General features: G+C 48.7%; 24 protein-coding genes and 1 other RNA gene. 20 read left to right on the forward strand and 5 right to left on the reverse strand.

All coding sequences use genetic code 11. The annotated features are described in order from the left end of the window. The first annotated feature begins 40 nt into the window (after window positions 1-40). The 10 genes from XMG59_RS06410 to XMG59_RS06455 all read left to right on the forward strand — a co-directional run bounded on the left by XMG59_RS06410 (window position 41) and on the right by XMG59_RS06455 (window position 7,501). Entirely contained in the window at window positions 41-391 is a 351-nt protein-coding gene (locus XMG59_RS06410; RefSeq protein WP_173494846.1) for a CidA/LrgA family protein, read from the forward strand. Further along, complete coding sequence (locus XMG59_RS06415) at window positions 388-1,095, forward strand: LrgB family protein (protein ID WP_173494847.1); 708 nt, start codon at window positions 388-390, stop codon at window positions 1,093-1,095. Before XMG59_RS06410 ends, XMG59_RS06415 begins: the two co-directional genes overlap by 4 nt. A 70-nt stretch (window positions 1,096-1,165) precedes the next feature. Next, window positions 1,166-2,275, forward strand: coding sequence for a cell division protein ZapE (gene zapE / locus XMG59_RS06420; RefSeq protein ID WP_173481302.1), 1,110 nt, complete (start codon window positions 1,166-1,168; stop codon window positions 2,273-2,275). A gap of 294 nt (window positions 2,276-2,569) precedes the next feature. After that, window positions 2,570-3,001, forward strand: a complete 432-nt coding sequence (gene rplM, locus XMG59_RS06425) for a 50S ribosomal protein L13 (RefSeq protein WP_173481301.1) — start codon at window positions 2,570-2,572, stop codon at window positions 2,999-3,001. A 13-nt stretch (window positions 3,002-3,014) separates the two neighbouring features. After that, window positions 3,015-3,407: a 30S ribosomal protein S9 gene (gene rpsI / locus XMG59_RS06430; RefSeq protein WP_173481300.1), complete on the forward strand. Its 393-nt coding sequence runs from the start codon at window positions 3,015-3,017 to the stop codon at window positions 3,405-3,407. A gap of 289 nt (window positions 3,408-3,696) precedes the next feature. Next, window positions 3,697-4,293, forward strand: a complete 597-nt coding sequence (petA, locus tag XMG59_RS06435; protein ID WP_173481299.1) for a ubiquinol-cytochrome c reductase iron-sulfur subunit — start codon at window positions 3,697-3,699, stop codon at window positions 4,291-4,293. Continuing rightward, on the forward strand, window positions 4,293-5,549 hold the full coding sequence (locus XMG59_RS06440) for a cytochrome bc complex cytochrome b subunit (protein ID WP_173481298.1): 1,257 nt from the start codon (window positions 4,293-4,295) through the stop codon (window positions 5,547-5,549). The genes petA and XMG59_RS06440 overlap by 1 nt, the downstream gene beginning before the upstream one ends. Further along, window positions 5,549-6,322: a cytochrome c1 gene (locus XMG59_RS06445; protein WP_173498398.1), complete on the forward strand. Its 774-nt coding sequence runs from the start codon at window positions 5,549-5,551 to the stop codon at window positions 6,320-6,322. Before XMG59_RS06440 ends, XMG59_RS06445 begins: the two co-directional genes overlap by 1 nt. A gap of 93 nt (window positions 6,323-6,415) precedes the next feature. Further along, window positions 6,416-7,048 (forward strand): stringent starvation protein SspA, encoded by a 633-nt coding sequence (gene sspA, locus XMG59_RS06450; protein ID WP_173481296.1) that lies wholly within the window; start codon window positions 6,416-6,418, stop codon window positions 7,046-7,048. 3 nt (window positions 7,049-7,051) lie between these two features. Further along, the gene (locus XMG59_RS06455) at window positions 7,052-7,501 is read left to right on the forward strand and encodes a ClpXP protease specificity-enhancing factor (RefSeq protein ID WP_173481295.1); all 450 of its coding nucleotides are present in this window, start codon (window positions 7,052-7,054) and stop codon (window positions 7,499-7,501) included. Between the two features lie 56 nt (window positions 7,502-7,557). On the opposite strand, the gene XMG59_RS06460 is transcribed toward XMG59_RS06455, so the two are convergent. The 4 genes from XMG59_RS06460 to XMG59_RS06475 are packed head-to-tail and all read right to left on the reverse strand — an operon-like array spanning window position 7,558 to window position 11,028. Further along, a complete protein-coding gene (locus XMG59_RS06460) occupies window positions 7,558-8,133 on the reverse strand; it encodes a BON domain-containing protein (RefSeq protein WP_173481294.1) in 576 nt (191 codons plus the stop codon). A gap of 6 nt (window positions 8,134-8,139) precedes the next feature. Next, a complete protein-coding gene (locus XMG59_RS06465) occupies window positions 8,140-8,727 on the reverse strand; it encodes an SIS domain-containing protein (protein WP_173481293.1) in 588 nt (195 codons plus the stop codon). 7 nt (window positions 8,728-8,734) lie between these two features. Further along, on the reverse strand, window positions 8,735-9,100 hold the full coding sequence (locus tag XMG59_RS06470; protein WP_173481292.1) for a YraN family protein: 366 nt from the start codon (window positions 9,098-9,100) through the stop codon (window positions 8,735-8,737). Between the two features lie 26 nt (window positions 9,101-9,126). Further along, window positions 9,127-11,028 (reverse strand): penicillin-binding protein activator, encoded by a 1,902-nt coding sequence (locus XMG59_RS06475; RefSeq protein ID WP_173498399.1) that lies wholly within the window; start codon window positions 11,026-11,028, stop codon window positions 9,127-9,129. 42 nt (window positions 11,029-11,070) lie between these two features. Here XMG59_RS06475 and rsmI point away from each other — a divergent pair, with 42 nt between their 5' ends. Together rsmI and rnpB are read left to right on the forward strand one after the other, a co-directional pair. Continuing rightward, entirely contained in the window at window positions 11,071-11,898 is an 828-nt protein-coding gene (gene rsmI / locus XMG59_RS06480; protein WP_173498400.1) for a 16S rRNA (cytidine(1402)-2'-O)-methyltransferase, read from the forward strand. 32 nt (window positions 11,899-11,930) lie between these two features. Next, an RNA gene (rnpB, locus tag XMG59_RS06485) (RNase P RNA component class A) lies at window positions 11,931-12,281 on the forward strand. 53 nt (window positions 12,282-12,334) lie between these two features. Here the strand turns inward: rnpB and XMG59_RS06490 are convergent. Next, window positions 12,335-12,799 carry a cytochrome c gene (locus tag XMG59_RS06490; protein WP_173498401.1) on the reverse strand — a complete coding sequence of 155 codons (465 nt, stop codon included), beginning with the start codon at window positions 12,797-12,799 and terminating at the stop codon, window positions 12,335-12,337. A gap of 135 nt (window positions 12,800-12,934) precedes the next feature. Between XMG59_RS06490 and XMG59_RS06495 the strand changes: the two genes are divergently transcribed. From XMG59_RS06495 to rsmH, 8 genes are all read left to right on the forward strand, one after another. Further along, window positions 12,935-13,843, forward strand: coding sequence for a homocysteine S-methyltransferase family protein (locus tag XMG59_RS06495; RefSeq protein WP_173498402.1), 909 nt, complete (start codon window positions 12,935-12,937; stop codon window positions 13,841-13,843). 184 nt (window positions 13,844-14,027) lie between these two features. Continuing rightward, window positions 14,028-14,852, forward strand: coding sequence for a mannosyl-3-phosphoglycerate phosphatase (locus XMG59_RS06500; RefSeq protein WP_173498403.1), 825 nt, complete (start codon window positions 14,028-14,030; stop codon window positions 14,850-14,852). Between the two features lie 14 nt (window positions 14,853-14,866). Next, window positions 14,867-16,093, forward strand: coding sequence for a glycosyl transferase (locus XMG59_RS06505; RefSeq protein WP_173498404.1), 1,227 nt, complete (start codon window positions 14,867-14,869; stop codon window positions 16,091-16,093). A gap of 2 nt (window positions 16,094-16,095) precedes the next feature. Then, entirely contained in the window at window positions 16,096-17,838 is a 1,743-nt protein-coding gene (locus tag XMG59_RS06510; RefSeq protein WP_173498405.1) for an alpha-amylase family glycosyl hydrolase, read from the forward strand. Between the two features lie 58 nt (window positions 17,839-17,896). After that, window positions 17,897-18,895, forward strand: a complete 999-nt coding sequence (locus XMG59_RS06515; protein WP_371743732.1) for a 2-hydroxyacid dehydrogenase — start codon at window positions 17,897-17,899, stop codon at window positions 18,893-18,895. Window positions 18,896-18,904: 9 nt separating this feature from the next. Further along, entirely contained in the window at window positions 18,905-19,861 is a 957-nt protein-coding gene (locus XMG59_RS06520) for a D-2-hydroxyacid dehydrogenase (protein WP_173498406.1), read from the forward strand. 343 nt (window positions 19,862-20,204) lie between these two features. Then, window positions 20,205-20,660, forward strand: coding sequence for a division/cell wall cluster transcriptional repressor MraZ (mraZ, locus tag XMG59_RS06525; protein WP_173498407.1), 456 nt, complete (start codon window positions 20,205-20,207; stop codon window positions 20,658-20,660). Window positions 20,661-20,671: 11 nt separating this feature from the next. Further along, window positions 20,672-21,610 carry a 16S rRNA (cytosine(1402)-N(4))-methyltransferase RsmH gene (gene rsmH, locus XMG59_RS06530; RefSeq protein WP_173481282.1) on the forward strand — a complete coding sequence of 313 codons (939 nt, stop codon included), beginning with the start codon at window positions 20,672-20,674 and terminating at the stop codon, window positions 21,608-21,610. Window positions 21,611-21,642: the final 32 nt, after the last annotated feature.

Raw genomic sequence — 21,642 nt, forward strand, 5'->3', positions numbered from 1 at the left:
AATTAGCGATCGTGATACGCTTTAAATTTGGAGGTGCATTATGATTCAAGGGTTTTTAATACTGCTGGCATTTCAGCTGTTGGGTGAGTCGCTGGTTGTTGTATTGGGGTTGCCGCTACCGGGTCCTGTCATCGGTTTGGTTCTGCTGTTGTTTGGTCTGTTAGGGCTCGGCCGTATTCCAGATTCACTTAAAATCACCAGCGATGGATTGCTATCGAATTTAGCGCTTCTGTTCATACCTGCTGGTGTGGGATTGGTGCTGCACTTTGATCTACTGGCCAGCGAGTGGTGGATCATTCTATTGGCTCTATTGATATCGACCATTCTGGCGACAATTTTGACGGCGGCTCTGTTTCAGTGGTTAATGAAGCGGGTAGGGGGTGAGAAGTGATTATAGGAACCGACTTTTGGGTCTACTTTGCTGCCCGACCTCTGATATGGATTGTGTTGACCTTGGCTGTGTTTACCTTGGCGAATTTGCTCTATCAACGTGCAGATCGTTCGCCCATCTTACATCCTGTCTTGATCAGCATGGTTGTCCTGATTCTTATGTTGTTGGTGACCGGAACACCTTATGAGACCTATTTCTCAGGTGCTCAGTTTATTCACTTCCTACTCGGGCCTGCGACGGTGGCGCTGGCAGTACCGATGTTCCAATATTTTGATGAGATTCGTAGGCTCTGGTTGCCGATATTAGTCTCCAGTGCAGTGGGTGCACTGGTGGCCTCACTCTCTGCAGTTGGTGTGGCTTGGCTATTTGATGCTCGAGCTGAAACCTTGATGTCAGTAGCACCGAAGTCAGTTACATCGCCTATCGCTTTGGGTATTGCGGAGAAGATTGGAGGGTTACCCTCCTTGGCCGCTGCTTTGGTGTTAGTGACCGGGGTGATGGGTAGTATTTTGGTGCCGATCATTCTTAAGCGAATGCGAGTTGAGGATCAGGCTGTTCGAGGCTTCGTATTGGGTTTGACCTCCCATGGTTTTGGCACGGCCGTAGCGTTGGAGGTGGGTGCAGTAGCCGGTGCTTTTGCTGGCTTGGCGATGGGATTGACCGGTCTATTAACAGCCTTCCTACTACCAATTGTTATCGGCTGAATTTGAAATAGAGAGGCAACAGCAGTAAAGTTCGCGCCGAGATTGAAGGATTAATAGGTCATTATTGCCAATGAGTACTCCACTAGAGCGCTACAAAAAGGATTTGCAGCGCGACGACTTTTCATACGACGCCACTCAAGAGATGGCCGTTGAACACTTGCAGCGACTTCATGATCAGCTAATTGAAGCTGAGAATGCGCCGGCTCCAGGACTTCTGGGTCGTCTTAAGCAAAAAGTGGTGAAAGAGAAGGTGGAGCCGATTAAAGGTCTCTATTTCTGGGGTGGTGTGGGTCGTGGTAAGACCTACTTGATGGATACCTTCTATGACACGCTGCCCTTCGAGAGAAAGATGCGTACGCACTTTCACCGTTTCATGCAGCGAGTCCATGCTGAGCTGAAAGCTTTAGATGGCACTAAAAACCCTTTGGTTACCATCGCTGAGAAGTACTCGAGAGAGACGCGGATTATCTGTTTTGATGAGTTTTTCGTCTCTGATATCACCGACGCGATGATCCTGGGTAGCTTGCTTGAAGAGCTATTTGCCCGCGGCGTCTCTCTTGTAGCGACCTCCAACATCGTGCCTGATGGTCTCTATGAGAATGGTCTGCAACGTGCGCGCTTTATGCCAGCCATTGCGCTGCTTAATCAGTACACCGAGGTCGTGAACGTCGACAGTGGCATCGATTACCGTTTAAGAACACTTGAGCAAGCTGAACTCTACCACTGGCCACTGGATGATGGTGCTGATGAGTCGCTTGAGAAGAGCTTTAATGGTTTGGCACCAGATCTTGAAGAGTTAGAAGAGAACCTGTCGATTGAGATCAACAACCGCATGTTAACGGCTCGTAAAGCTTGTGAGGATGTGATCTGGTTTGACTTCAGTGCGCTGTGTGAAGGGGCGCGCTCACAAAACGACTACATTGAGTTGGCGAAACTCTACCATGCTGTACTCCTAAGTAATGTTCCACAGCTTGGGCGTACCAATGATGATGCAGCGCGTCGCTTTATCAACCTAGTCGATGAGTTTTATGACAGCGGTGTGAAGTTGATTATCTCAGCCGAAAAGCCCATTCATGAGATCTACACAGAGGGTCGATTGGAGTTTGAGATCGAACGAACCAAATCTCGACTGCTTGAGATGCAGTCGCATGAGTACCTGGCGAGAGAGCATAGAGCGTAAGTTGAAAGCGGGTGACAGGCTGAAGCCAGTCACCGAATGTGCTATCTACAACCTGTCCGTGTCTGGCTTCAGCCTGACACGACCCTATCGGCGGTTTTCCAGAGCTTAAAGCAACGCTTCCAACCACCTAAAAAAAATTCAATTTACACTGGTTTTATAAGCATAAATTCCTGTATAATCCGCGCTCCGCGTAATTGCGGAATGGAAGGTTGTGATTACCACACAACGAATAATTATAAGGTAAGTCGGGATCTATCCTCGATTTTGATTCGAGACTTATAGTAGGAAAATACAATGTCATACACTGTTAGCGCTAAGCCAGCCGAAGTAAAACGCGACTGGTACGTTGTTGACGCAGAAGGTAAAACCCTTGGTCGTCTAGCAACTGAAATCGCTCGCCGCCTACGCGGTAAGCATAAAGCGGAATACACTCCGCACGTTGATACTGGCGATTACATCGTCGTTGTTAACGCTGAAAAAGTACACGTTACTGGTAACAAACGTAACGACAAAATGTACTACCGTCACTCTGGTTTCCCGGGTGGTCTTAAAGAAGCAAACTTCAATAAGATGATCCAGACTTTCCCTGAGCGTACGATTGAACTTGCTGTTAAAGGCATGCTGCCAAAAGGCCCTCTAGGTCGTGCGATGTACAGCAAGCTGAAAGTATATGCAGGTACGGAACATCCGCACACTGCTCAGCAGCCTAAAGAATTGAACATCTAAGGGAAAACGAACAATGGCAACTACTCAGTACTACGGCACTGGCCGTCGCAAAACTTCCACTGCCCGCGTTTTCCTACGTCCAGGCACTGGTTCTGTTTCTATCAACAACCGTACTCTTGAGCAGTACTTCGGTCGTGAAACTGCACGTATGATCGTGATGCAGCCACTTCAACTGACTGAAACTGCTGAGAAATTCGACGTATACGTAACGGTTACTGGCGGTGGCGGTTTCGGCCAAGCTGGTGCTATCCGTCACGGTATCACTCGCGCTCTTATGGAGTACGATGAGACTCTACGTCCTACACTTCGTCAAGCTGGTTTCGTTACTCGTGACGCTCGTGAAGTTGAACGTAAGAAAGTGGGTCTACGTAAAGCACGTAAGAAACCACAGTTCTCAAAACGTTAATTCGTTTTCGGCTCTACAGCCACAAAAAAACCCAAGCAATCGCTTGGGTTTTTTTTCGTTATAACCTTATGATTATTTAGTCTCTCTAAACACCCCTGAATACGACTATTGGCGGGCCTTTCCTTAACCTGTCACCTTGAAAAAATAGGGTCTTTTCTTTACCATTTCGCGCCAGATAGAGGTCTCAATCCGATAGTTCGAGATCTCATGTTAAACGGATTTTATCTTTCGTTTCGCTCCGTCTATTTGAGGTGATCCCTCGATTAGACCAATTAAGGGAGAGTAGTTGATGAGCAATGACGGCGTAAATAAAGGCCGGCGTCGACTTCTAATTGGTGCTACATCTGCAGCGGGTGCAGTGGGCGCAATTGGAGTAGCCGTACCTTTCGTCGCTTCCTGGAATCCAAGTGCCAAGGCGAAAGCCGCTGGTGCACCTGTTAAGGCGGATATCAGCAAGCTAGAGCCAGGTCAGCAGATGATTGTTGAGTGGCGTGGTAAGCCTGTATGGGTTGTACGACGCACTGAAGAAGCATTGGCGAACCTAGAAAAACTGAACGGCCAGTTGGCTGATCCAAGTTCAGAGAAACCTCAGCAGCCAGAATACATTCCAGGAACCTCTGCTCGCTCTTTGCGCCCAGAGATCATGGTAATGGTTGGTATCTGTACACACTTGGGCTGTTCACCAACTTACCGCCCTGAAGTGGCTCCAGATGATATGGGTCCTGAGTGGTTGGGCGGTTTCTTCTGTCCATGTCACGGTTCTCGTTTTGACCTGTCTGGTCGTGTTTATGCGGGCGTTCCTGCACCGACTAACCTGGTCATTCCTCCTCACTCTTACCTTGATGACAACACGCTTGTTATCGGTGTCGATACGGAGACTGCATAATGGCTGGTTCACGCAATAAGGGTAATCCAGGCTTCATGGGCTGGATCGATGATCGTTTCCCAGCGACAGCACTTTGGGATGATCACCTAGCAAAATACTACGCACCAAAAAACTTTAACTTTTGGTACTTCTTTGGCTCTCTTGCTCTATTGGTTCTAGTAAACCAGATCCTAACGGGTATCTGGCTAACGATGAGCTACAACCCAAGCGCTGAAGGTGCGTTTGCTTCTGTTGAATACATCATGCGTGATGTTGAATACGGTTGGTTGCTGCGCTACCTGCACTCTACCGGTGCATCGGCCTTCTTCGTGGTTGTCTATCTGCATATGTTCCGTGGCATGATGTACGGCTCTTACCGTAAGCCTCGTGAGCTTGTGTGGCTGTTTGGTATGACCATCTACCTAGCGCTTATGGCTGAAGCGTTCATGGGTTACCTACTACCTTGGGGACAGATGTCTTACTGGGGTGCACAGGTAATTGTATCGCTGTTCGGTGCTATCCCTGTTGTGGGTGCTGATCTGCAGCAGTGGATTCGTGGTGACTTCTTGATCTCAGGTATCACTCTGAACCGCTTCTTCGCGCTTCACGTTATTGCACTGCCAATCGTCATTCTAGCGCTTGTAGTACTTCACATCATCGCACTACACGAAGTGGGCTCTAACAACCCAGACGGTGTAGAGATCAAAGAGAAGAAAGATGAGAATGGTGTACCTCTAGACGGTATCCCTTTCCACCCTTACTACACAGTTAAAGACATTGTCGGCGTTGTCGTCTTCCTGTTTGTTTTCTGTACGGTTGTATTCTTCTTCCCTGAGGGGGGCGGTTACTTCCTAGAGAAGCCAAACTTTGAGCCTGCGAACCCGCTGAAAACGCCTGAGCATATTGCACCGGTTTGGTACTTCACACCTTTCTATGCAATCCTGCGTGCGATTACTTTCCCACTGTTTGGCTTGGATGCTAAGTTCTGGGGTGTCGTTGCAATGGGTGCTGCAATTGCGATCCTGTTCGTACTGCCTTGGCTTGATCGCAGTCCAGTTAAGTCGATCCGCTACAAAGGCTGGTTGTCTAAAATCTGGTTGCTCGTATTTGCGATCTGTTTTGTCATTCTGGGTGTTTTAGGTGCGATTCCAGCAACGCCAGAGCGTACTCTGCTTGCTCAAATCTGTACTGCTCTGTACTTTGCATTCTTTATCCTAATGCCATGGTACACACGCATGGAAAGCACTAAACCAGTACCAGAGAGGGTGACAGGCTAATGAAAAAGTTTCTACTTACTCTAGCAGTGGCCCTTATCCCATCAGTAGCTTTGGCTGCTGGTGGTGCAAAAATGCCACTGGAACATATTGAACTGGATCGTACCAACGAAGCCTCTTTGCAGCGTGGTATGGCGACGTTTGTTAACAATTGTTTAGGTTGTCACTCAGCGCAGTATCAACGATACGAGCGTTCAGCGACGGATCTAAACATCCCTGCGAATCTGGTTGAAGAGCATCTGATTTTTGGTGATCAAAAGATCGGTGAACAGATGACAATTGCCATGAAACCAGCTGATTCAGCAACATTTTTCGGCAATCCACCACCAGATCTAACGCTAGAGACACGTCTGCGTGGTCCAGATTGGGTATACACCTACCTCAAAAGCTTTTACAAAGATGAGTCGCGCCCATGGGGTGTGAACAATGCGTTGTTTAAAGATGTGGGTATGCCTAATGTCTTGGAGCATTTGCAGGGTACAGTGACTAATCGCTGTTCAGATGAAGAGTTGGTTCAGCGTGGGCTTAAATCTGACATAGACCCGCTTACAGGGGTCTCTTTGCCTGGCTGTCTAACGGTCGATAATGGCACTGGTTCACTTGAGCCTGCTGAGTTCGATAAGGTGATCTACGACCTTGTTAACTACATGGCTTACATGGCGGAACCGTCTAAAGCCGATTCGCACCGTATCGGTACGAACGTATTGATCTTCTTGTTCTTCTTCTTCTTTATCGCGTTTGCATTGAAGAAAGAGTACTGGAAAGACATACACTAAACGTTCGATTTCTGTTAAATTATAAAATCTACGTATTCCATCGGGGTGCGTAGATTTTTTGTTTCTAATATCTGTTAATTTTTGGAGTAGTAGATGGGCGTGGTAGCTAAACGTTCTTCAATGACCTTTTTCTCTGATGGAGCTGATCATTACAGCCATCGAGTTCGCATTGTTCTGGCGGAAAAAGGTGTAGCGGTTGATATTGTTGACTGCCAAGATGATGAGTTGCCAGAAGATGTTGCTGCTCTTAACCCATACAACAGCCTACCAACACTGCTTGATCGCGAATTGGTTCTGTTTGAATCGAATGTGATGATGGAGTACCTGGATGAGCGTTTTCCACACCCTCCATTGTTGCCAGTATATCCTGTAGCTCGTGCAGAGAGCCGTCTCTACATCTACCGTATTCAACGCGACTGGTGTAGCTACGCTGATACCATTCTTAACAAGAAGGGTAGCGAAGAAGAGATCGATGCTGCACGCAAAGAGCTGCGTGACAGCCTAGTTGCAATCTCACCGATCTTCCAAGAGAAGCCGTACTTCATGAGTGAAGAGTTTAGTTTGGTCGATTGTGTTATTGCTCCCATTCTATGGCGTCTGCCTGCGATGGGTATTGAGCTTCCAGAAGCTCAGTGTAAGCCGCTGATCGCTTACATGGATCGTCTATTTGATCGTGAATCTTTCCAAGAGTCACTATCAGAAGCAGAGCGCGAGATTCGCGAGTAATCCGTGTCTGAACTAACCCCCTCGCGTGGTTACCTACTAAGAGCCCTCAATGAGTGGCTCTTAGATATGGATCTAACGCCCCACATTGCTGTTGATGCTCTGGTGCCAGGCACCGATGTTCCTCAAGAATTTGTCAAAGATGGGCAGATCACGCTCAATATAGCGCCCGGCGCTGTGCGTGATCTCTACATGGACAATGAGGCGCTCAGCTTCAACGCTCGCTTCTCAGGAACGCCTCGACAAGTCTATGTACCGATGGCGGCGCTGATCGCTATTTTTGCCCGCGAGAACGGTGTCGGTATGGGGTTTGGTATGGAACCAGGTGCCGAAGCACTTAATCTTGTGCTAGAAAAGGCGCATGCTGAGCCTAATGGCACTGAAACAGCGACGCCAGAAGCCTCAGCTGCTAAACCTGATGCTGCCAAAAGGCCCGGCTTGCGTGTCGTTAAATAGGCGCTGAGATAATAAAAAGGGAGCACTTAGCTCCCTTTTTTGTGCCTGTTAGCTGCTTATGGCAGTGGTACGTACTCAAATACTTTAACAATGCGCTGCACACCGGGTACTTCACGCACAATCGCTACGGCTTGATCGGCTTCGCGCTGACTAACCAAGCCCATCAAGTAGACAATGCCATTTTCGGTGACAACCTTGACGCGTAGCCCCTCAATTGACTTGTCACTTAAGAGTTTCAGTTTAACGCGGCTGGTTAGGTAGATGTCGTTACTGCGTACAATCGTCGAGCTTGGTCCTGCAATCTCAAGTTCGTTATGGATGCGTTTGACTTCACGTGTCTGCCCAACGATCTGCTCAGCCTCTTGGCGAACATTCTCATTAGGTACCTGGCCCGTTAATAGCACTTGGCCGTTAAAGCTTTTCACATTGATGTGAGATTGAGCCAGTGGTGCCGATCCTTTACTTAGGTTGACCATAACCTTTAGCTCAATGGCTTCATCTTCAATGATGTTACCCAGTGTGCGATTTCCAACGTCTTCGCGAATCGGCTCCTCACGTGATGAGCTTACGATGGTAGAACAACCCGTTACTAGAGTTGTTGTCATCACAAGAGTGGCTAGGACTTTTTTCATGGCAAGTTAAGCTCCAAAAAGTTGATATTCAATAAGATCGAGAAGGCATTGAAGAGTCAGCATCTGTGCCAGGTGGATCGCTGGATCGTCCTCTGCTGCTACGCAGATCTCAATCTCTGTTGGCTCAAGTAGCGCCGTAATATTTCCGCCGTCTCGACCCGTGATCGCGATCACCTGCATTTCGCGGTCGTGTGCCGCTTGAATTGCTTGAATGAGGTTACGATCATTACCTGAAGATGAGATTAATACTAAAACATCTCCGGGTTGACCCAATGCCTGGATTTGGCGCGCATAGGTTTGAACATAGCCAGACTCTTCTGCGGTACCGGTAGTGACACCGGAGTCAGCCCCCAGAGCGATGGCAGGCAGGCCCGGGCGCTCTTCACGAAAGCGCTGCATAAGCGTCGTTGTGAAGTAGTTAGCGATCGATTGACTCGCGCCATTACCGGCACAGATGATTTTGTGCTCTGACATTAAACAGGCTAGCAGCTGTTCAGAAGCGTCAGCAATCACCGGCGAGTAGTGCTCAATGGTTTGAGCGCTAATGCCTAAGGCGGTGTGTAACTGATTGACGATTCTCTCTTCGAGTTCCATATGACTACTAGCTATCGGGTCTAAAGGCATCTTTATACCATAGACAGTTGCTTATCTCGCCCCCTGTAGTGAGAGAAATGACATCAAATCTAAAGTTGTGGTTTGCATAACGTCTATTTTGACCGATCCAGAGATGTGCGGCTTTAATCAGTTTGCGCTTTTTGCTGGCCGTGACGCTCTCGGCGCCCGACCCATAATGGGGGTTTGATCGGACTCTTACTTCAACAAAAACAATCGTTTCGGAGTCCAGCATTACCAGATCAATCTCCCCAAAACGGTAATTCACGTTTCGGTTTAGATATTTTAGACCCTGTTTGCGAAGATACTGTTCTGCGATCTGTTCGCCCTGGTTGCCGATGGTTTTGCGGTTCATAGTCTCATCCTTGAGTCGTTATGAACTTAGTTTAGCTGAACCTCTTGAGTCTGCATGTTGATAGTCTCTGGCTGAGGCTCCTCCGCAGTGTCACTTTCTAAGAGCTTGGCTTCAGGTATCTGTGGTTCGCCCAATAAAACGGGTATACCTTGATCAAATTGAGCCCAGAGTAACTGACGATTAAATCGTCCTGATGGGTCTAGGCTCAATTGGCCTGTCTCCCCCTGCACCGTGAGCTCTGGTGAACTCTTTAGCTGACTTAGAAAGGGGTAGACTTTGACCGCGTCTGAACCCAGTGCGTAGAGGCGTCCAAGTCGACTCCCGCTGTCGGGTCTCTCGAGTGCTAATGAGAGGTTCAAAGCTGTCGTTGGCTGAAGTAACCAGGGTTGGTCTGGGAATTGGATGCGATTAAGGTCGACGTCCCTTGTCTCGTTAAAGTTTCCTTCAAAGTGGTGCGAAGTCGCATAAATGGGGTAATCACCAGCAAAATGGAATGCGAGCATTGGGGTCAGTTGGCGTGCATCCTGTGGTTGAGCGGCCAGCAGAATGGCATCAATATCGCGTCTTGGACGCTCATCAAACTCCAGCGACTCGCCTAATAGTTTTTTAATCGCGTTGTATCGCTCAGTACTTTGATCCGTATTGAGCAGTTGGCTGACCTGAGTAGAGAGATCGCCATTCAGCTCATAACTCAAATCGGCAACGGCTTCTGCGCCGCTAGATTCTAGATTTTGTCTGAAATCATCCGCTAAACGAGCGCCCCATGCCGCGGCTGGGGTGATCAGTGCAAAGCGTTTGTGTCCTTCTAGAGTGGCTCTGGTGACAACCTGTTTGATCTCTTGGTCCGAACCTAGATCGAGTTGAAATAGGTTGTCAGTCAAACGGTCAGTTCGGTTAAAAGTTATAAAAGGGACTGGAAGCTTGCCGTTGTTTCCCAGTTCATCAATCAATTTACCGCGCAAGGGTCCAATCACTAGGTCGGCTTGCTGCTCAACTGCATAGGCGACGATGCTCTCAGCACTGGCACCCTCTGTATCGATGCTTACTAACTCAGGAGCTTCAAGTCCACGTTGTGAGCGTGATTTAAGCGCAGCAATAACGCCCTCTGAAATGATTCGAGCCGGCTCAGCCAAGGGGCCGCTGAAGGGTAGGGCAATGAGGATTCGTTTGGCAGAGATGACATCGCCATCGAGAAGAGACGCGAGAGCTGCAGGTGGCGTATTACTTGCAGGGTGTTTGTCCCAGAGTGTTCGCCACTGTGAGGCGACTTCGCGTTGGGCTGTTAAATCGTTGATATTGGCAAGCTGCAGCGCGAGCTCAATCCACCCTTGGGTAACAAATCCATAGTTTGAGAAGTTGGCCGCAACCAAAGTTTCATTGTCGACTTGGTTAATCAGTGCCCAGATTTGGTCGTTGACACTCTGCTGTTGATCGAGCGAGAGCTCGTTAAGTTCACTCAGAGATAAAACAGCGCTGAGCGGGTTGTTTTGCTGTTCGAAAATGTCTGCTTTGAGCAGTGCGATCTCAACACGCTGTTCGCTGTTAAGTGTGGGAAGGTTTTGATCCGTTAAGCGGTTCAGCGCTGACCCACTATCACCCAGCTTAAGGTAGGCTTTTGCCTCTAATTGAACGACATTGAAAGCGTTATTACTGTTGATGCCTGCTAGATTGATGACTGACAGACTGTTAGCCGCCTCTTTGTAACGTTGCTGATCAAATAGCAGGTTAGCGGCTTTCAGGCGGAGTTCAGCAGCCTGATCGCCACGAGAATTGATCGCTTGCAGCAAAATGTCTGCGGCCGTGCTTGCCTGCTTTGGCGAATCCGGTGTTTTATCGACGACAGTTGGTTTTTCTAGTTGAGGAGTACAGCCTGCCACTAGTAAAGCTAATATTGCGCTTCTTCCTAACAACTTCAATGCGTTGCTCATGTTATAGTCCACACCCTGTAACTCAAATCGGATGGATATCATATGTCTTTGCCAACCCTGTATGTTGTGGCAACGCCCATTGGAAATCTTGCGGACCTTACGCCTCGTGCGCAGCAAGTGTTAACCGATGTCGACCTTGTTGCGGCTGAGGATACTCGCCATACAGGAAAGCTTCTGCAGCACTTTAACATTAAAGCGAACTTGATATCAGTACATGATCACAATGAGCGCCAACGCGCGGGATTGATTATTGATCAGTTGGCGGCTGGAAAGAGTGTTGCTCTGGTTTCTGATGCGGGAACTCCGCTCATTTCGGATCCCGGTTTTGTTCTAGTACGGGCCGTGAAGGAGGCTGGTTACTCCGTCTCACCGATTCCTGGATGTTGTGCCTTTGTTGCCGCTTTAAGTGCCTCTGGTATGCCTTCTGATCGCTTCTCATTTATCGGCTTTCTACCGGCTAAAACGGGCGCTCGAGTCAAAGCGTTAGAGCAGTTGTCTGATCGTGAAGAGACGCTGATTTTTTATGAATCGACCCACCGCATCGTCGACTCCCTAAAAGATATGCAGAGCGTCTTTGGTGATCAACGAATGGTTGGGGTGGCTCGAGAGATTACTAAAACGTTTGAGACTATTCACTCTGCCCCCGTAACAGAACTGATTGAGTGGATGTTGGCTGACGCTAACCAGCAGCGTGGCGAGTTCGTCGTGATGGTTGAAGGGGCTGTCAAAGAGGAGGGCTCTTTGAATGAAGAGACTCTTCGCGTACTCAATTTATTGGCTGCTGAATTGCCTCCTAAAAAGGCCGCTGCCATCGCTTCAGAGATTACGGGCGTTGGAAAAAAAGAGCTCTATCAGCAGCTAATTTCCTAGGGGGCAGTTTCGAAGCGTGCTATGCTTCACTCTGAGTCTTTTAGACAGTCGCCGCTCTGCTTGCAGAGGGGAGGAAAGTCCGGGCTCCATAGGGCAAAGTGCCAGATAACGTCTGGGCGGCGTGAGCCGACGGAAAGTGCAGCAGAAAGTATACCGCCTAAGCGCTTCGGCGCCGGTAAGGTTGAAAAGGTGCGGTAAGAGCGCACCGCGTGGGTGGCAACACTCCACGGCGATGGTAAACCCCACTCGGAGCAAGACCAAATAGGGACCTGTTAGGCGTGGCCCACGCTAGGTCCGGGTAGGTCGCTGGAGGTTAGGAGTGATCCTAATCCTAGATGAATGACTGTCCACGACAGAACCCGGCTTATCGAAAGACTCATCCAATACCGAAAAGGCCGCTCTCAAATAGAGCGGCCTTTTTATTGGTCACTACCGCCTAATCTTTATATTTTTTATGGCACTCTATGCACTGGTTTCTGAGGGTGTGTAGTGTGTCTTGAAAACGCTTCAGATCGTCTGGAGTCTCTTCTGATAGTTGCTCGGTGGTTGCAACAAACTCCGCCATCATCGATTGAAATTCAGAACCCTCGCTCCAGATCGATGCATTAGCATCACCCCAGGGGGCTTTAGGTTCAAACTGGGAAGGTAATGGCTGTGTCGCTTTGGCTAGATTGGCCGAATACTTCTTGATCAGCTCTGGTTGAAAAGAGATTCGTTCTTTGGCCATATCGTCCAGTGGTGAAAAGTTACGCCGTACCTCTTTAAAGCTGTCAGTACGAAGCGAATGCCACTCTCTAAAATACTTCCCATCGGTCTCTTGGGTGTAGTGTTGGTAACCCAAATCGGATAAACCGATCATTGCCAGTAAACCGATCGTGATGATGGATATTTTTCTGTTCATGTCATTTGCCTGAATTGAGCTCTATTCATAGATTACAAATTTCGCTAGGGTAGCAACCCGTTTTGCGTTTGTGCCGTATACGATACCTCATGCGTAGCCGTTCAGGCAGATAATTTAACAATAGGTGTTAGGGTTTTGGTTAACGTTGGTTTTTTGGATGGTGGTGTAGGTCAGGAGATCTTTCAGCGTGCAGGTAAGCCGCGACACGCTCTCTGGTCTGTTGAAGTTATGATGAACCAGCCTGATATTGTTCGTGAGGTGCACTCGGATTATCTTAGTGCTGGTGCGAGAACACTCTGTCTAAATACCTACACCGCGACCCCAACTCGTCTCAAGCGAGCGGGTGTCACTCACCCTATTGAGTCCATCTACAGCTTGGCCAGCAAAACGCTAGAATCCATTCGTGAATCCTCTGACACTCATTTTGATATTGCAGGTGTGTTGGCTCCGATTGAGGGGAGCTATTTACCTAATCCGCCACGCAGCTACAAAAGTCTGTTAGATGAGTTTCGATTGATCTGTGCGCTTCAGCCAGAGGTTGATCTGTTAATGATCGAAACGATGAGCAACTCCACCGAAGCGCGCGCTGCATGCCGAGCGGCACAAGAGACTGGCAAGCCTTTCACTCTTGGTATTCGTGTTGAACCGAATGGTCTGTTGAGGTCAGGGGAGTCGATAGAGGATCTCTTAACCGCTGTGAAAGAGTTTGATCCGAATGGGTACTGGATCAACTGCTCTGCACCCGAGGAGGTGCCTTCAGCATTGAAACAGATCGCTGACCATCACAAACCCTTTGGTGCCTACGCTAATGGCTTCTCATCTGTTGAGCCCCTGGCTGCTGGTAACTCGGTTGCAGAATTGATGGAACGTAAAGATCTTACCCCGCATCAGTATGCCGAACTGGCTCTGGATTGGTTTGATACTGGTGCCCGGTTAATCGGTGGTTGTTGCGCGATCTCTCCCAAGCACATGCAGCAGACAGCTGAGCTGCTCTCTCTTCAGGGTGCGCAGTTGGTGCCGGTCTCACAGATCCTAAAACCCTAATCGCTACAACGCCACTAGGCGGTCGCTAGGTGTGCACCATTATGGTGCATAACCCTGCCCATTGACTGTGCATTTTTGGTGCGCACACTAAATCTATTTATATTTTATTCAATAAAAACATAGGTTTATATTTTCTGGTACCCTGTTTGCAGTAGCTTCATAACAAATATTTAGATGAACTGTTATGAGTCGACTACTGCTCTCTACCGATCTGGATGGAACCCTTCTAGATCACTACACCTACAGCGCCGCACCCGCGGACACACTTTTTCCGCTCTTAAATCGGCTGAATATCCCTTGGATTTTCAATACCAGTAAAACAGCACCTGAGTTGATTGCGCTGCGAAGCCAGTTGGCCAACCCACACCCCTTCAGTGTAGAGAACGGTGGAGCTATTTATCTGCCCAAGGGGAGTCAGCTAGCAGCTGATTTGGAGATGCAAGAGCACCTCGGGTTTAACGTTATCAATCTTGGTCTGACACGCTCTGAAATTTTGTCACGAGTTGAGCCTTTCAGATCGCAGTTCAACTTCTATGGTCTGTCGGAGATCTCTGCTGATGAGATGGCTGCTTTGACGGGGCTTTCGCTTGAACGGGCAGAGTTAGCTCTGGATAGGAACTTCAGCGAACCCCTGGTCTGGAGAGACTCTGAAGAGCAGCTTCAACGTTTTGCGCTATCTCTAGCGAAGGTGGGTATCCAAGTCGTTAAAGGGGGGCGTTTTGTCCACCTGCAAGGTGAAGTATCAAAAGCGCTCTCTCTTGAGTGGTTGATCGATCAGTATCAAACGCTTTGGAACAGCAGTGTCGAGAGTGTTGCGCTGGGTGATGGTGAGAACGATCGCGCGATGCTTGAGATGGCGGATATTGCCATACAGGTACGATCTCCCGTTCATAGCTTTCCAGTCATTAATGCCTCAGGTGAGGTGATTCAAACAGATCTTTGCGGGCCAGAGGGTTGGTATCAAGCGGTTAAGGCTTTGATCACTGATCGATTCCCCGATGCATTTTAATTTAGGAGTATTTCATGGGCGATTTTTATCAAAACGGTATCATTACAACGCTGCATAATTTGTCAGATAGACCGGTTGAGGCGCTTGAATCAGAGTTGCTGGAGTTCTCTAAGCAGCGGCCAATGGGGTTGATCCTACCCTGTCTCTACTCGGAGTTGGAGACCGAAGCGATGCCCAATATTCTTGAGCATCTCAAGCAGGTCCCCTACCTGTCACAAATCGTGATCGGTCTAGATAGGGCCGATGAACAGCAGTACCGTGACGCCTTAAAATTCTTCTCTGATCTTCCACAAAATACCAAAGTGCTCTGGAATGATGGTCCACGTCTGCGTGCCGTTGATGAGACTTTGCAAAGTCATCAGCTATCACCCGATCAACCCGGTAAGGGGCGGAACGTTTGGTTCTGTATGGGGTATGTATTGGCATCGGGTGTTGCCGAGTCTGTGGCAATGCATGACTGTGATATTTTGACCTACGACCGTTCACTGCTGGCGCGACTTATTTACCCAGTTGCCAATCCCAACTTCAACTACGAGTTCTGTAAAGGGTTCTATGCGCGGGTAGCAGACGGCAAGATTAATGGTCGGGTCAGTCGATTGTTGGTAACCCCGTTGTTAAGGGCATTGAAGAAAGTGTGTGGGCCGCTCGATTATCTGGAGTATCTAGACAGTTATCGCTACCCCTTGGCGGGCGAGTTCTCGTTCAGACGCGATGTGATAAATGATATTCGTATCCCATCCGATTGGGGTCTGGAGATTGGCGTATTAAGTGAGATGACTCGTAACTACTCTAATAACCGCCTCTGTCAGGTTGATATTGCCGACATCTACGATCATAAACACCAGGACATCTCGCTCGATAATGAGAATGCCGGACTCTCTAAGATGTCGATCGACATTACCAAAGCGGTGTTCAGAAAGTTGGCGACCAATGGCATTGTCTTTAATCAAGAGACTTTCCGAACCATCAAAGCGACCTACTTCAGGATTGCTCTCGATTTTGTAGAGACCTACCGCAATGACGCACTGATCAACGGTTTGAAGTTAGATGTTCACCACGAGGAGCAGGCTGTTGAGTTGTTCGCTCAAAACATTATGAAGGCGGGAACTCACTTCTTGGATCATCCAATGGAGACCCCTTTTGTACCAAGTTGGAACCGCGTGATAAGCGCCTGCCCAGATGTGCAGCAGATGATTTTAGAGGCGGTCGAAGCGGATATGAGCGAATTTGGGGAGGGTTGATCATGACAACACTAAACCACACTCCGCTTGAGCAGCGCGTAGCCGCACATCTTAATGCTCTCTACCCTGATAGGGATATTCATGAGCTGACCCAGCAGTGTCTAGAGGTTATGCAGGTCTCAGTGGATACTCCCTCTCCTGAGCCACATCGCAATATATGGGATCAGTCCGATGTCATGCTGATCACTTATGCTGACTCGCTTAGGAGAGAGGCAGAGGTGCCTCTTAAGACATTGAATGACTTTGTAAAGAATCGTCTAGCAGAGAGTATCTCGGTAGTTCATCTGCTGCCCTTTTTTCCATTCAGTTCCGATGATGGTTTCAGTGTCATGGACTACACCACGGTCAATCCTAGCTGTGGAGATTGGTCTGACATTCGATCCATGACCCAATCTTTTAAGGTTATGGGTGATCTGGTCATTAATCACTGCTCAAGTCGCAGCCTATGGTTTGAGAACTACAAAAAAGGGATTGATCCAGGGGCGGGCTACTTTTTTGAAGCCGAGCCGGAATGGGATCTGTCGCAGGTGGTGCGTCCCAGAACTTCGCCTCTACTTAAAGAGGTGCGTACTGTGAATGGCGAGAAGCACGTTTGGTGCACATTCAGTCACGATCAGGTTGATCTAGACTTTACCAATCCAGATCTACTGCTAGAGATTCTCTCGATCATACATCTCTATCTGGAGCAGGGGATACGTTGGTTCCGTCTAGATGCGGTGGCTTTTTTGTGGAAGGTGCCCGGAACCAGCAGTATCAACTTGCCAGAGACGCATGAAGTTATAAGGCTGCTACGACTGCTCATAGAGCACCACTCGCCGGACGCGGTCATCATTACCGAGACCAATATTCCTAATTCGGAAAACCTTACCTACTTTGGTAACGCCAATGAAGCACATCTGATCTATAACTTTTCACTTCCTCCGTTGCTGATTAATACCCTGGTGACAGGAGATTGCACTCATCTGAAACAGTGGTTGATGACCATGCCTCCCGCCCAATATGGCACAACCTATCTCAACTTTATCGCGTCACATGATGGTGTTGGCTTGCGACCGACTGAAGGGCTGCTGAGCGAATGGGAGATCGACAACCTAATTGGCACCATGCAGAGGTTTGGTGGTCGAGTTAGTTGTCGAACGGACGCCGAAGGAAACTCCAAGCCTTATGAGATCAATATTAGCCTTTGGAACGCTATGGCGGGCACGCATCAGTCGGGTCCTGATGGGCTTCAGTTTGCACGCTTTATCTGTGCAGCAGCAGTAATGATGGCGCTTGAGGGGGTTCCGGCTTTCTACATCCACTCACTGCTAGCGACCGAGAATGATGTCGAACGCATCGAGCATACGGGCAGCTTTAGATCGATCAATCGTCATGTGTGGGATGCTGATCGTTTAGAACAACAGCTCTCTGCAGAGACCCATCACAAAAAGGTGTTCGAAGCGATGCAAGCTCTACTGAAGGTTCGTCGAAAGCAGCCAGCTTTTCACCCCAACGCGACTATGTACACCTTGCACACAGGGGAATCGCTGTTTGCCTTCTGGCGTCAAAGTATCAATCGCTCCCAGAGTATTTTTGCCGTCTATAACATCACCAATGAGCCGCAGACCTTTAATTTGTCGCAGTTGAATCTGGTGATCACCGATGAGTGGATAGATCTCGTTAGTGGAGAGGTGTTTGATGACCGACTGGCACAAGTGACACTGCGCCCCTATCAATATCTTTGGTTGACCAATAAACCAGCCTAATTCTTTCAGTTATTTGGCGCATCGCATAAGCTTGACCTATTAGGGGTTGAGTAGAGCGATGATGCCAATGAAAGCCATAGTGTTTAGTGCCAGAAAAGATGAGAAGCGTTACCTGATCAACGCCTTTGGGGCTTCAGGTCATGAGGTGATGTTTGAAGAGGTACACCTTAATCGAAAAACAGCCGAGTTGGCGGTTGGTTTCGATGCGGTTGTCGTGTTCGTCAATGATCAGTTGGATGAGTCCTGTCTTGAAAGGTTGGCAGAGCTCAGCGTAAAAACAGTGGCGCTTCGTTGCGCAGGTTATAACAACGTCAATTTAGATGCCGCTAAACGCCTTGGTTTATCAGTTGTACGAGTGCCGGCCTATTCGCCATATGCGGTGGCTGAGCATGCTTTAACGCTTCTGATGACACTCAATCGACACGTTCACAAAGCCTACAATAGAGTGCGAGAGGGTAACTTTTTGCTGGATGGCTTGGTGGGGCGTGATATTCATCGCAAGACGGTCGGGGTAGTTGGCATCGGTAATATTGGTTCGGTCTTCTGCCAAATTATGAAGGGCTTTAACTGTCGTCTATTGGCCTATGATCCTAATCCCTCTCAAGATCTAATCGAGCAGGGCGTTGAGTACGTAGAGCTTGATAGTTTGCTAGAACAATCAGATTTTATATCGTTGCACTGTCCGCTTACGACTCAGACGCATCATCTGATTAGTGAGCGTGCTTTGGCACTGATGAAACCTAAGGCTATGTTGATCAATACCTCTCGTGGAGGTCTGGTTGATACCAAGGCGGTCATTAATGCACTTAAACAGGGTGGATTGTCGGGTCTAGCTATCGATGTTTATGAGGAGGAGGCGGATCTCTTCTTTGAAGATCAGTCTAATCAAGTCATTGCGGATGACGATCTGATGCGCTTGATGACCTTTCCCAATGTCATCGTAACTGGTCATCAGGCCTTTTTGACCGAAGAGGCATTAACTAACATTGCTCAGACAACGGCGAACAATCTAACTTGTCTGGAGCAAAAAGCCTCTTGTGAGAACCAGCTTGTTTAAAGGTAACCCATGATAAAAACCGTTTTTCTTGATCGATCAACGCTTGGTCCGACGGTCTCAATAACCAAGCCAAGTTTTGCTCATGATTGGATCGAGTATGATCGTACCGCGCAGTCTGAAGTGGTCGAGCGCCTGCGTGGCGCCCAGATTGCGATCTCTAATAAGGTGCCCATTCGTGCCGAGGCTTTTGAGCAGCTGCCTGACTTAAAGTTAATTGCCGTTGCCGCGACAGGTTATGACGTGATTGATGTGGAAGCCGCTCGTGCACATGGGGTTAGTGTGGTGAATGTCCGAGGCTATGCGACTAATACCGTCCCAGAGCATGTTTTAGCCCTCATGTTTGCACTGCGTCGTTCTATTGTTGGTTATCGTCAAGATGTGATTGATGGTGAGTGGCAGAGAGCTCAGCAGTTCTGCTTTTTTAACCACCCGATCAAAGACCTTGCTGGCACAACCATGGGAATCGTCGGTCGGGGTGCTTTGGGTAGCGCTCTGGGGCGTCTCTGTTCGGCACTTGGAATGAAGGTTCTCTATGCTGGACGTAAAGGTGAACAACACCCGCCTGAGGGTTACACCCCCTTCGATCAATTTCTGGCTCAAAGTGATGTGATCTCCCTTCACTGCCCGCTGACCCCTGAAACGCGTGGATTGATTGGTGTGGATGAGTTTGCGCAGATGTCTCGACAACCTATCCTGATCAATGCTGGTCGGGGTGGTTTGGTGGATGAACAGGCGTTAGTTGAAGCGATAAACAGTCAGCAGATTGCTGCAGCGGGCTTCGACTGCTTAACCTCTGAGCCAATCAATGACGACCACCCGTTTCACGCTATCCTCACCAGGCCAAATTTCATAGTGACACCTCATGTTGCCTGGGCAAGTGAAGAGGCGATGCAGACTTTATGGGATCAGTTGATCGGTCATATCGATAATTTCCACAAAGGTGAGCCAAGCAATTTGGTGAACTGATTCTCCTCTCTGGAAGATGTTCTCATGGCGGATGTCAGGCTGAAGGCCTGACACCGTCACTCCGTAGTTATTTTCTTGCACCGGCGACTGGCTTTAGCCTGTCACCCGCTCTCTTATTACGCGCGATATTTCTACTACCGCCCCGCTTTTACACCCCTAATAGATGAATTTATATCCACTTTTTTGAAGTTGCATTGCGGCTTGTGTGGGGCTATAGTGGCGTTGAGTGGTAAAAGGTGGGTTAAAGTGGGTCATTGTGGAGAAAAGGTGGGGGAGCCGGCTCTTCACGTGAGTGGTGATTTAAGTCGCAACTCAAGAGATTCACAGATAGGAGTGGTAACGAATGTTCCGTGGGGTCAACAAAATCAATTTGGATGCGAAGGGGCGCATGGCATTGCCTGCGCGCTATCGCGACCAAATTGCTGACTGCTGCGAGAACCAGTTAGTAGTTACCATCGATACAGAAACTCGCTGTCTACTTCTTTATCCGTTACCGGAGTGGGAAATCATTGAGAAGAAGATTGAGTCTCTACCAAGCTTTAACCCCGCGGCCCGCCGCATCCAGCGTCTGTTGATAGGTCATGCTACTGATCTTGAGCTGGATGCGAACGGCCGTTTTCTATTACCACAACCCCTTCGTGAATATGCGCAGATGGACAAGAAGTTGGTACTTCTTGGTCAGGGCCGCAAATTTGAGATCTGGAGCGAAGACCAGTGGTTAGCCGCTCGAGATCAATACCTGGCTGAGACCGATGAGTCGAGCGCTCTGCCAGATGATCTTCAAACGCTTTCGCTTTAGGGGGTGACTCAATGAGTGACTCTTTCAAGCACATCACAGTCCTTCTGAACGAAGCGGTCGACGCGCTGGTGCAAGATCCAGCTGGAATTTATGTCGATTGCACCTTTGGTCGTGGCGGCCACAGTGCGTTGGTGTTAGAGAGATTGAATGAAGAGGGTCGTTTAATTGCTATCGATAAAGACCCTGAGGCGATCGCTTTTGCTCATCAACGTTTTGCGGATGAGCCGCGTTTCTCAATTGAGCATGGCTCCTTCTCACGACTTCAATCCTTTATCGAAGCGCGTGGTTTAACGGGCAAGATTTCTGGCGTTTTGATGGATCTGGGTGTTAGCTCACCGCAGCTGGACGATCCCAAGCGTGGCTTCAGCTTCCAGAATGATGGTCCATTAGATATGCGGATGGATACAACGTCTGGCGAGAGTGCCGCGGACTGGATCAATCGTGCCTCTGAAAAAGAGATCGCCGATGTTCTATTTACCTATGGCGAAGAGAAGTTTGGTCGTCGCATGGCGGCGGCGGTTGTTCGTGAGCGAGAGATAGAGCCTATAACCACAACGGCTCGTTTGTCCTCGATCATTGCAGAAGCTAACCCTAAATGGGAGAAAGGCAAGAACCCAGCGACTCGTGCCTTTCAGGGGATTCGAATTCATATCAATAAAGAGCTTGAAGATGTTGAGCAGGTTCTTGATCAATCCCTAGAGGTGCTTGCTGTTGGTGGGCGTCTTGCAGTCATCAGTTTCCACTCGTTAGAAGATCGAATTGTTAAGCGCTTTATTCGTACTTATGTGAAAGGGGATGAGCATCTTCCTGCAGGTATACCGGTTACGCAGGATATGTTGAATCAACGGCTGAAGGCGATTGGTAAGGCGGTCAAAGCGGGCAAGGATGAGGTGTCTGATAACCCACGCTCCCGAAGTGCGGTGATGAGAATAGCGGAGAAACTCAAATGATCCCATTCTCTATACCCTTCAAGGATAGGCTG

The sequence above is a fragment of the Marinobacterium sp. xm-g-59 genome (assembly GCF_013283315.1).
Taxonomy (GTDB): domain Bacteria; phylum Pseudomonadota; class Gammaproteobacteria; order Pseudomonadales; family Balneatricaceae; genus Marinobacterium_E.

Coding starts and splice junctions, on each gene's coding strand:
- XMG59_RS06410 (WP_173494846.1), top strand. CDS start 41: ATGATTCAAGGGTTTTTAATACTGCTGGCATTTCAGCTGTTGGGTGAG.
- zapE (WP_173481302.1), top strand. CDS start 1,166: ATGAGTACTCCACTAGAGCGCTACAAAAAGGATTTGCAGCGCGACGAC.
- rplM (WP_173481301.1), top strand. CDS start 2,570: ATGTCATACACTGTTAGCGCTAAGCCAGCCGAAGTAAAACGCGACTGG.
- rpsI (WP_173481300.1), top strand. CDS start 3,015: ATGGCAACTACTCAGTACTACGGCACTGGCCGTCGCAAAACTTCCACT.
- petA (WP_173481299.1), top strand. CDS start 3,697: ATGAGCAATGACGGCGTAAATAAAGGCCGGCGTCGACTTCTAATTGGT.
- XMG59_RS06440 (WP_173481298.1), top strand. CDS start 4,293: ATGGCTGGTTCACGCAATAAGGGTAATCCAGGCTTCATGGGCTGGATC.
- XMG59_RS06445 (WP_173498398.1), top strand. CDS start 5,549: ATGAAAAAGTTTCTACTTACTCTAGCAGTGGCCCTTATCCCATCAGTA.
- sspA (WP_173481296.1), top strand. CDS start 6,416: ATGGGCGTGGTAGCTAAACGTTCTTCAATGACCTTTTTCTCTGATGGA.
- XMG59_RS06460 (WP_173481294.1), bottom strand. CDS start 8,133: ATGAAAAAAGTCCTAGCCACTCTTGTGATGACAACAACTCTAGTAACG.
- XMG59_RS06465 (WP_173481293.1), bottom strand. CDS start 8,727: ATGGAACTCGAAGAGAGAATCGTCAATCAGTTACACACCGCCTTAGGC.
- XMG59_RS06470 (WP_173481292.1), bottom strand. CDS start 9,100: ATGAACCGCAAAACCATCGGCAACCAGGGCGAACAGATCGCAGAACAG.
- XMG59_RS06475 (WP_173498399.1), bottom strand. CDS start 11,028: ATGAGCAACGCATTGAAGTTGTTAGGAAGAAGCGCAATATTAGCTTTA.
- rsmI (WP_173498400.1), top strand. CDS start 11,071: ATGTCTTTGCCAACCCTGTATGTTGTGGCAACGCCCATTGGAAATCTT.
- XMG59_RS06490 (WP_173498401.1), bottom strand. CDS start 12,799: ATGAACAGAAAAATATCCATCATCACGATCGGTTTACTGGCAATGATC.
- XMG59_RS06500 (WP_173498403.1), top strand. CDS start 14,028: ATGAGTCGACTACTGCTCTCTACCGATCTGGATGGAACCCTTCTAGAT.
- XMG59_RS06505 (WP_173498404.1), top strand. CDS start 14,867: ATGGGCGATTTTTATCAAAACGGTATCATTACAACGCTGCATAATTTG.
- XMG59_RS06510 (WP_173498405.1), top strand. CDS start 16,096: ATGACAACACTAAACCACACTCCGCTTGAGCAGCGCGTAGCCGCACAT.
- XMG59_RS06515 (WP_371743732.1), top strand. CDS start 17,897: ATGATGCCAATGAAAGCCATAGTGTTTAGTGCCAGAAAAGATGAGAAG.
- XMG59_RS06520 (WP_173498406.1), top strand. CDS start 18,905: ATGATAAAAACCGTTTTTCTTGATCGATCAACGCTTGGTCCGACGGTC.
- mraZ (WP_173498407.1), top strand. CDS start 20,205: ATGTTCCGTGGGGTCAACAAAATCAATTTGGATGCGAAGGGGCGCATG.
- rsmH (WP_173481282.1), top strand. CDS start 20,672: ATGAGTGACTCTTTCAAGCACATCACAGTCCTTCTGAACGAAGCGGTC.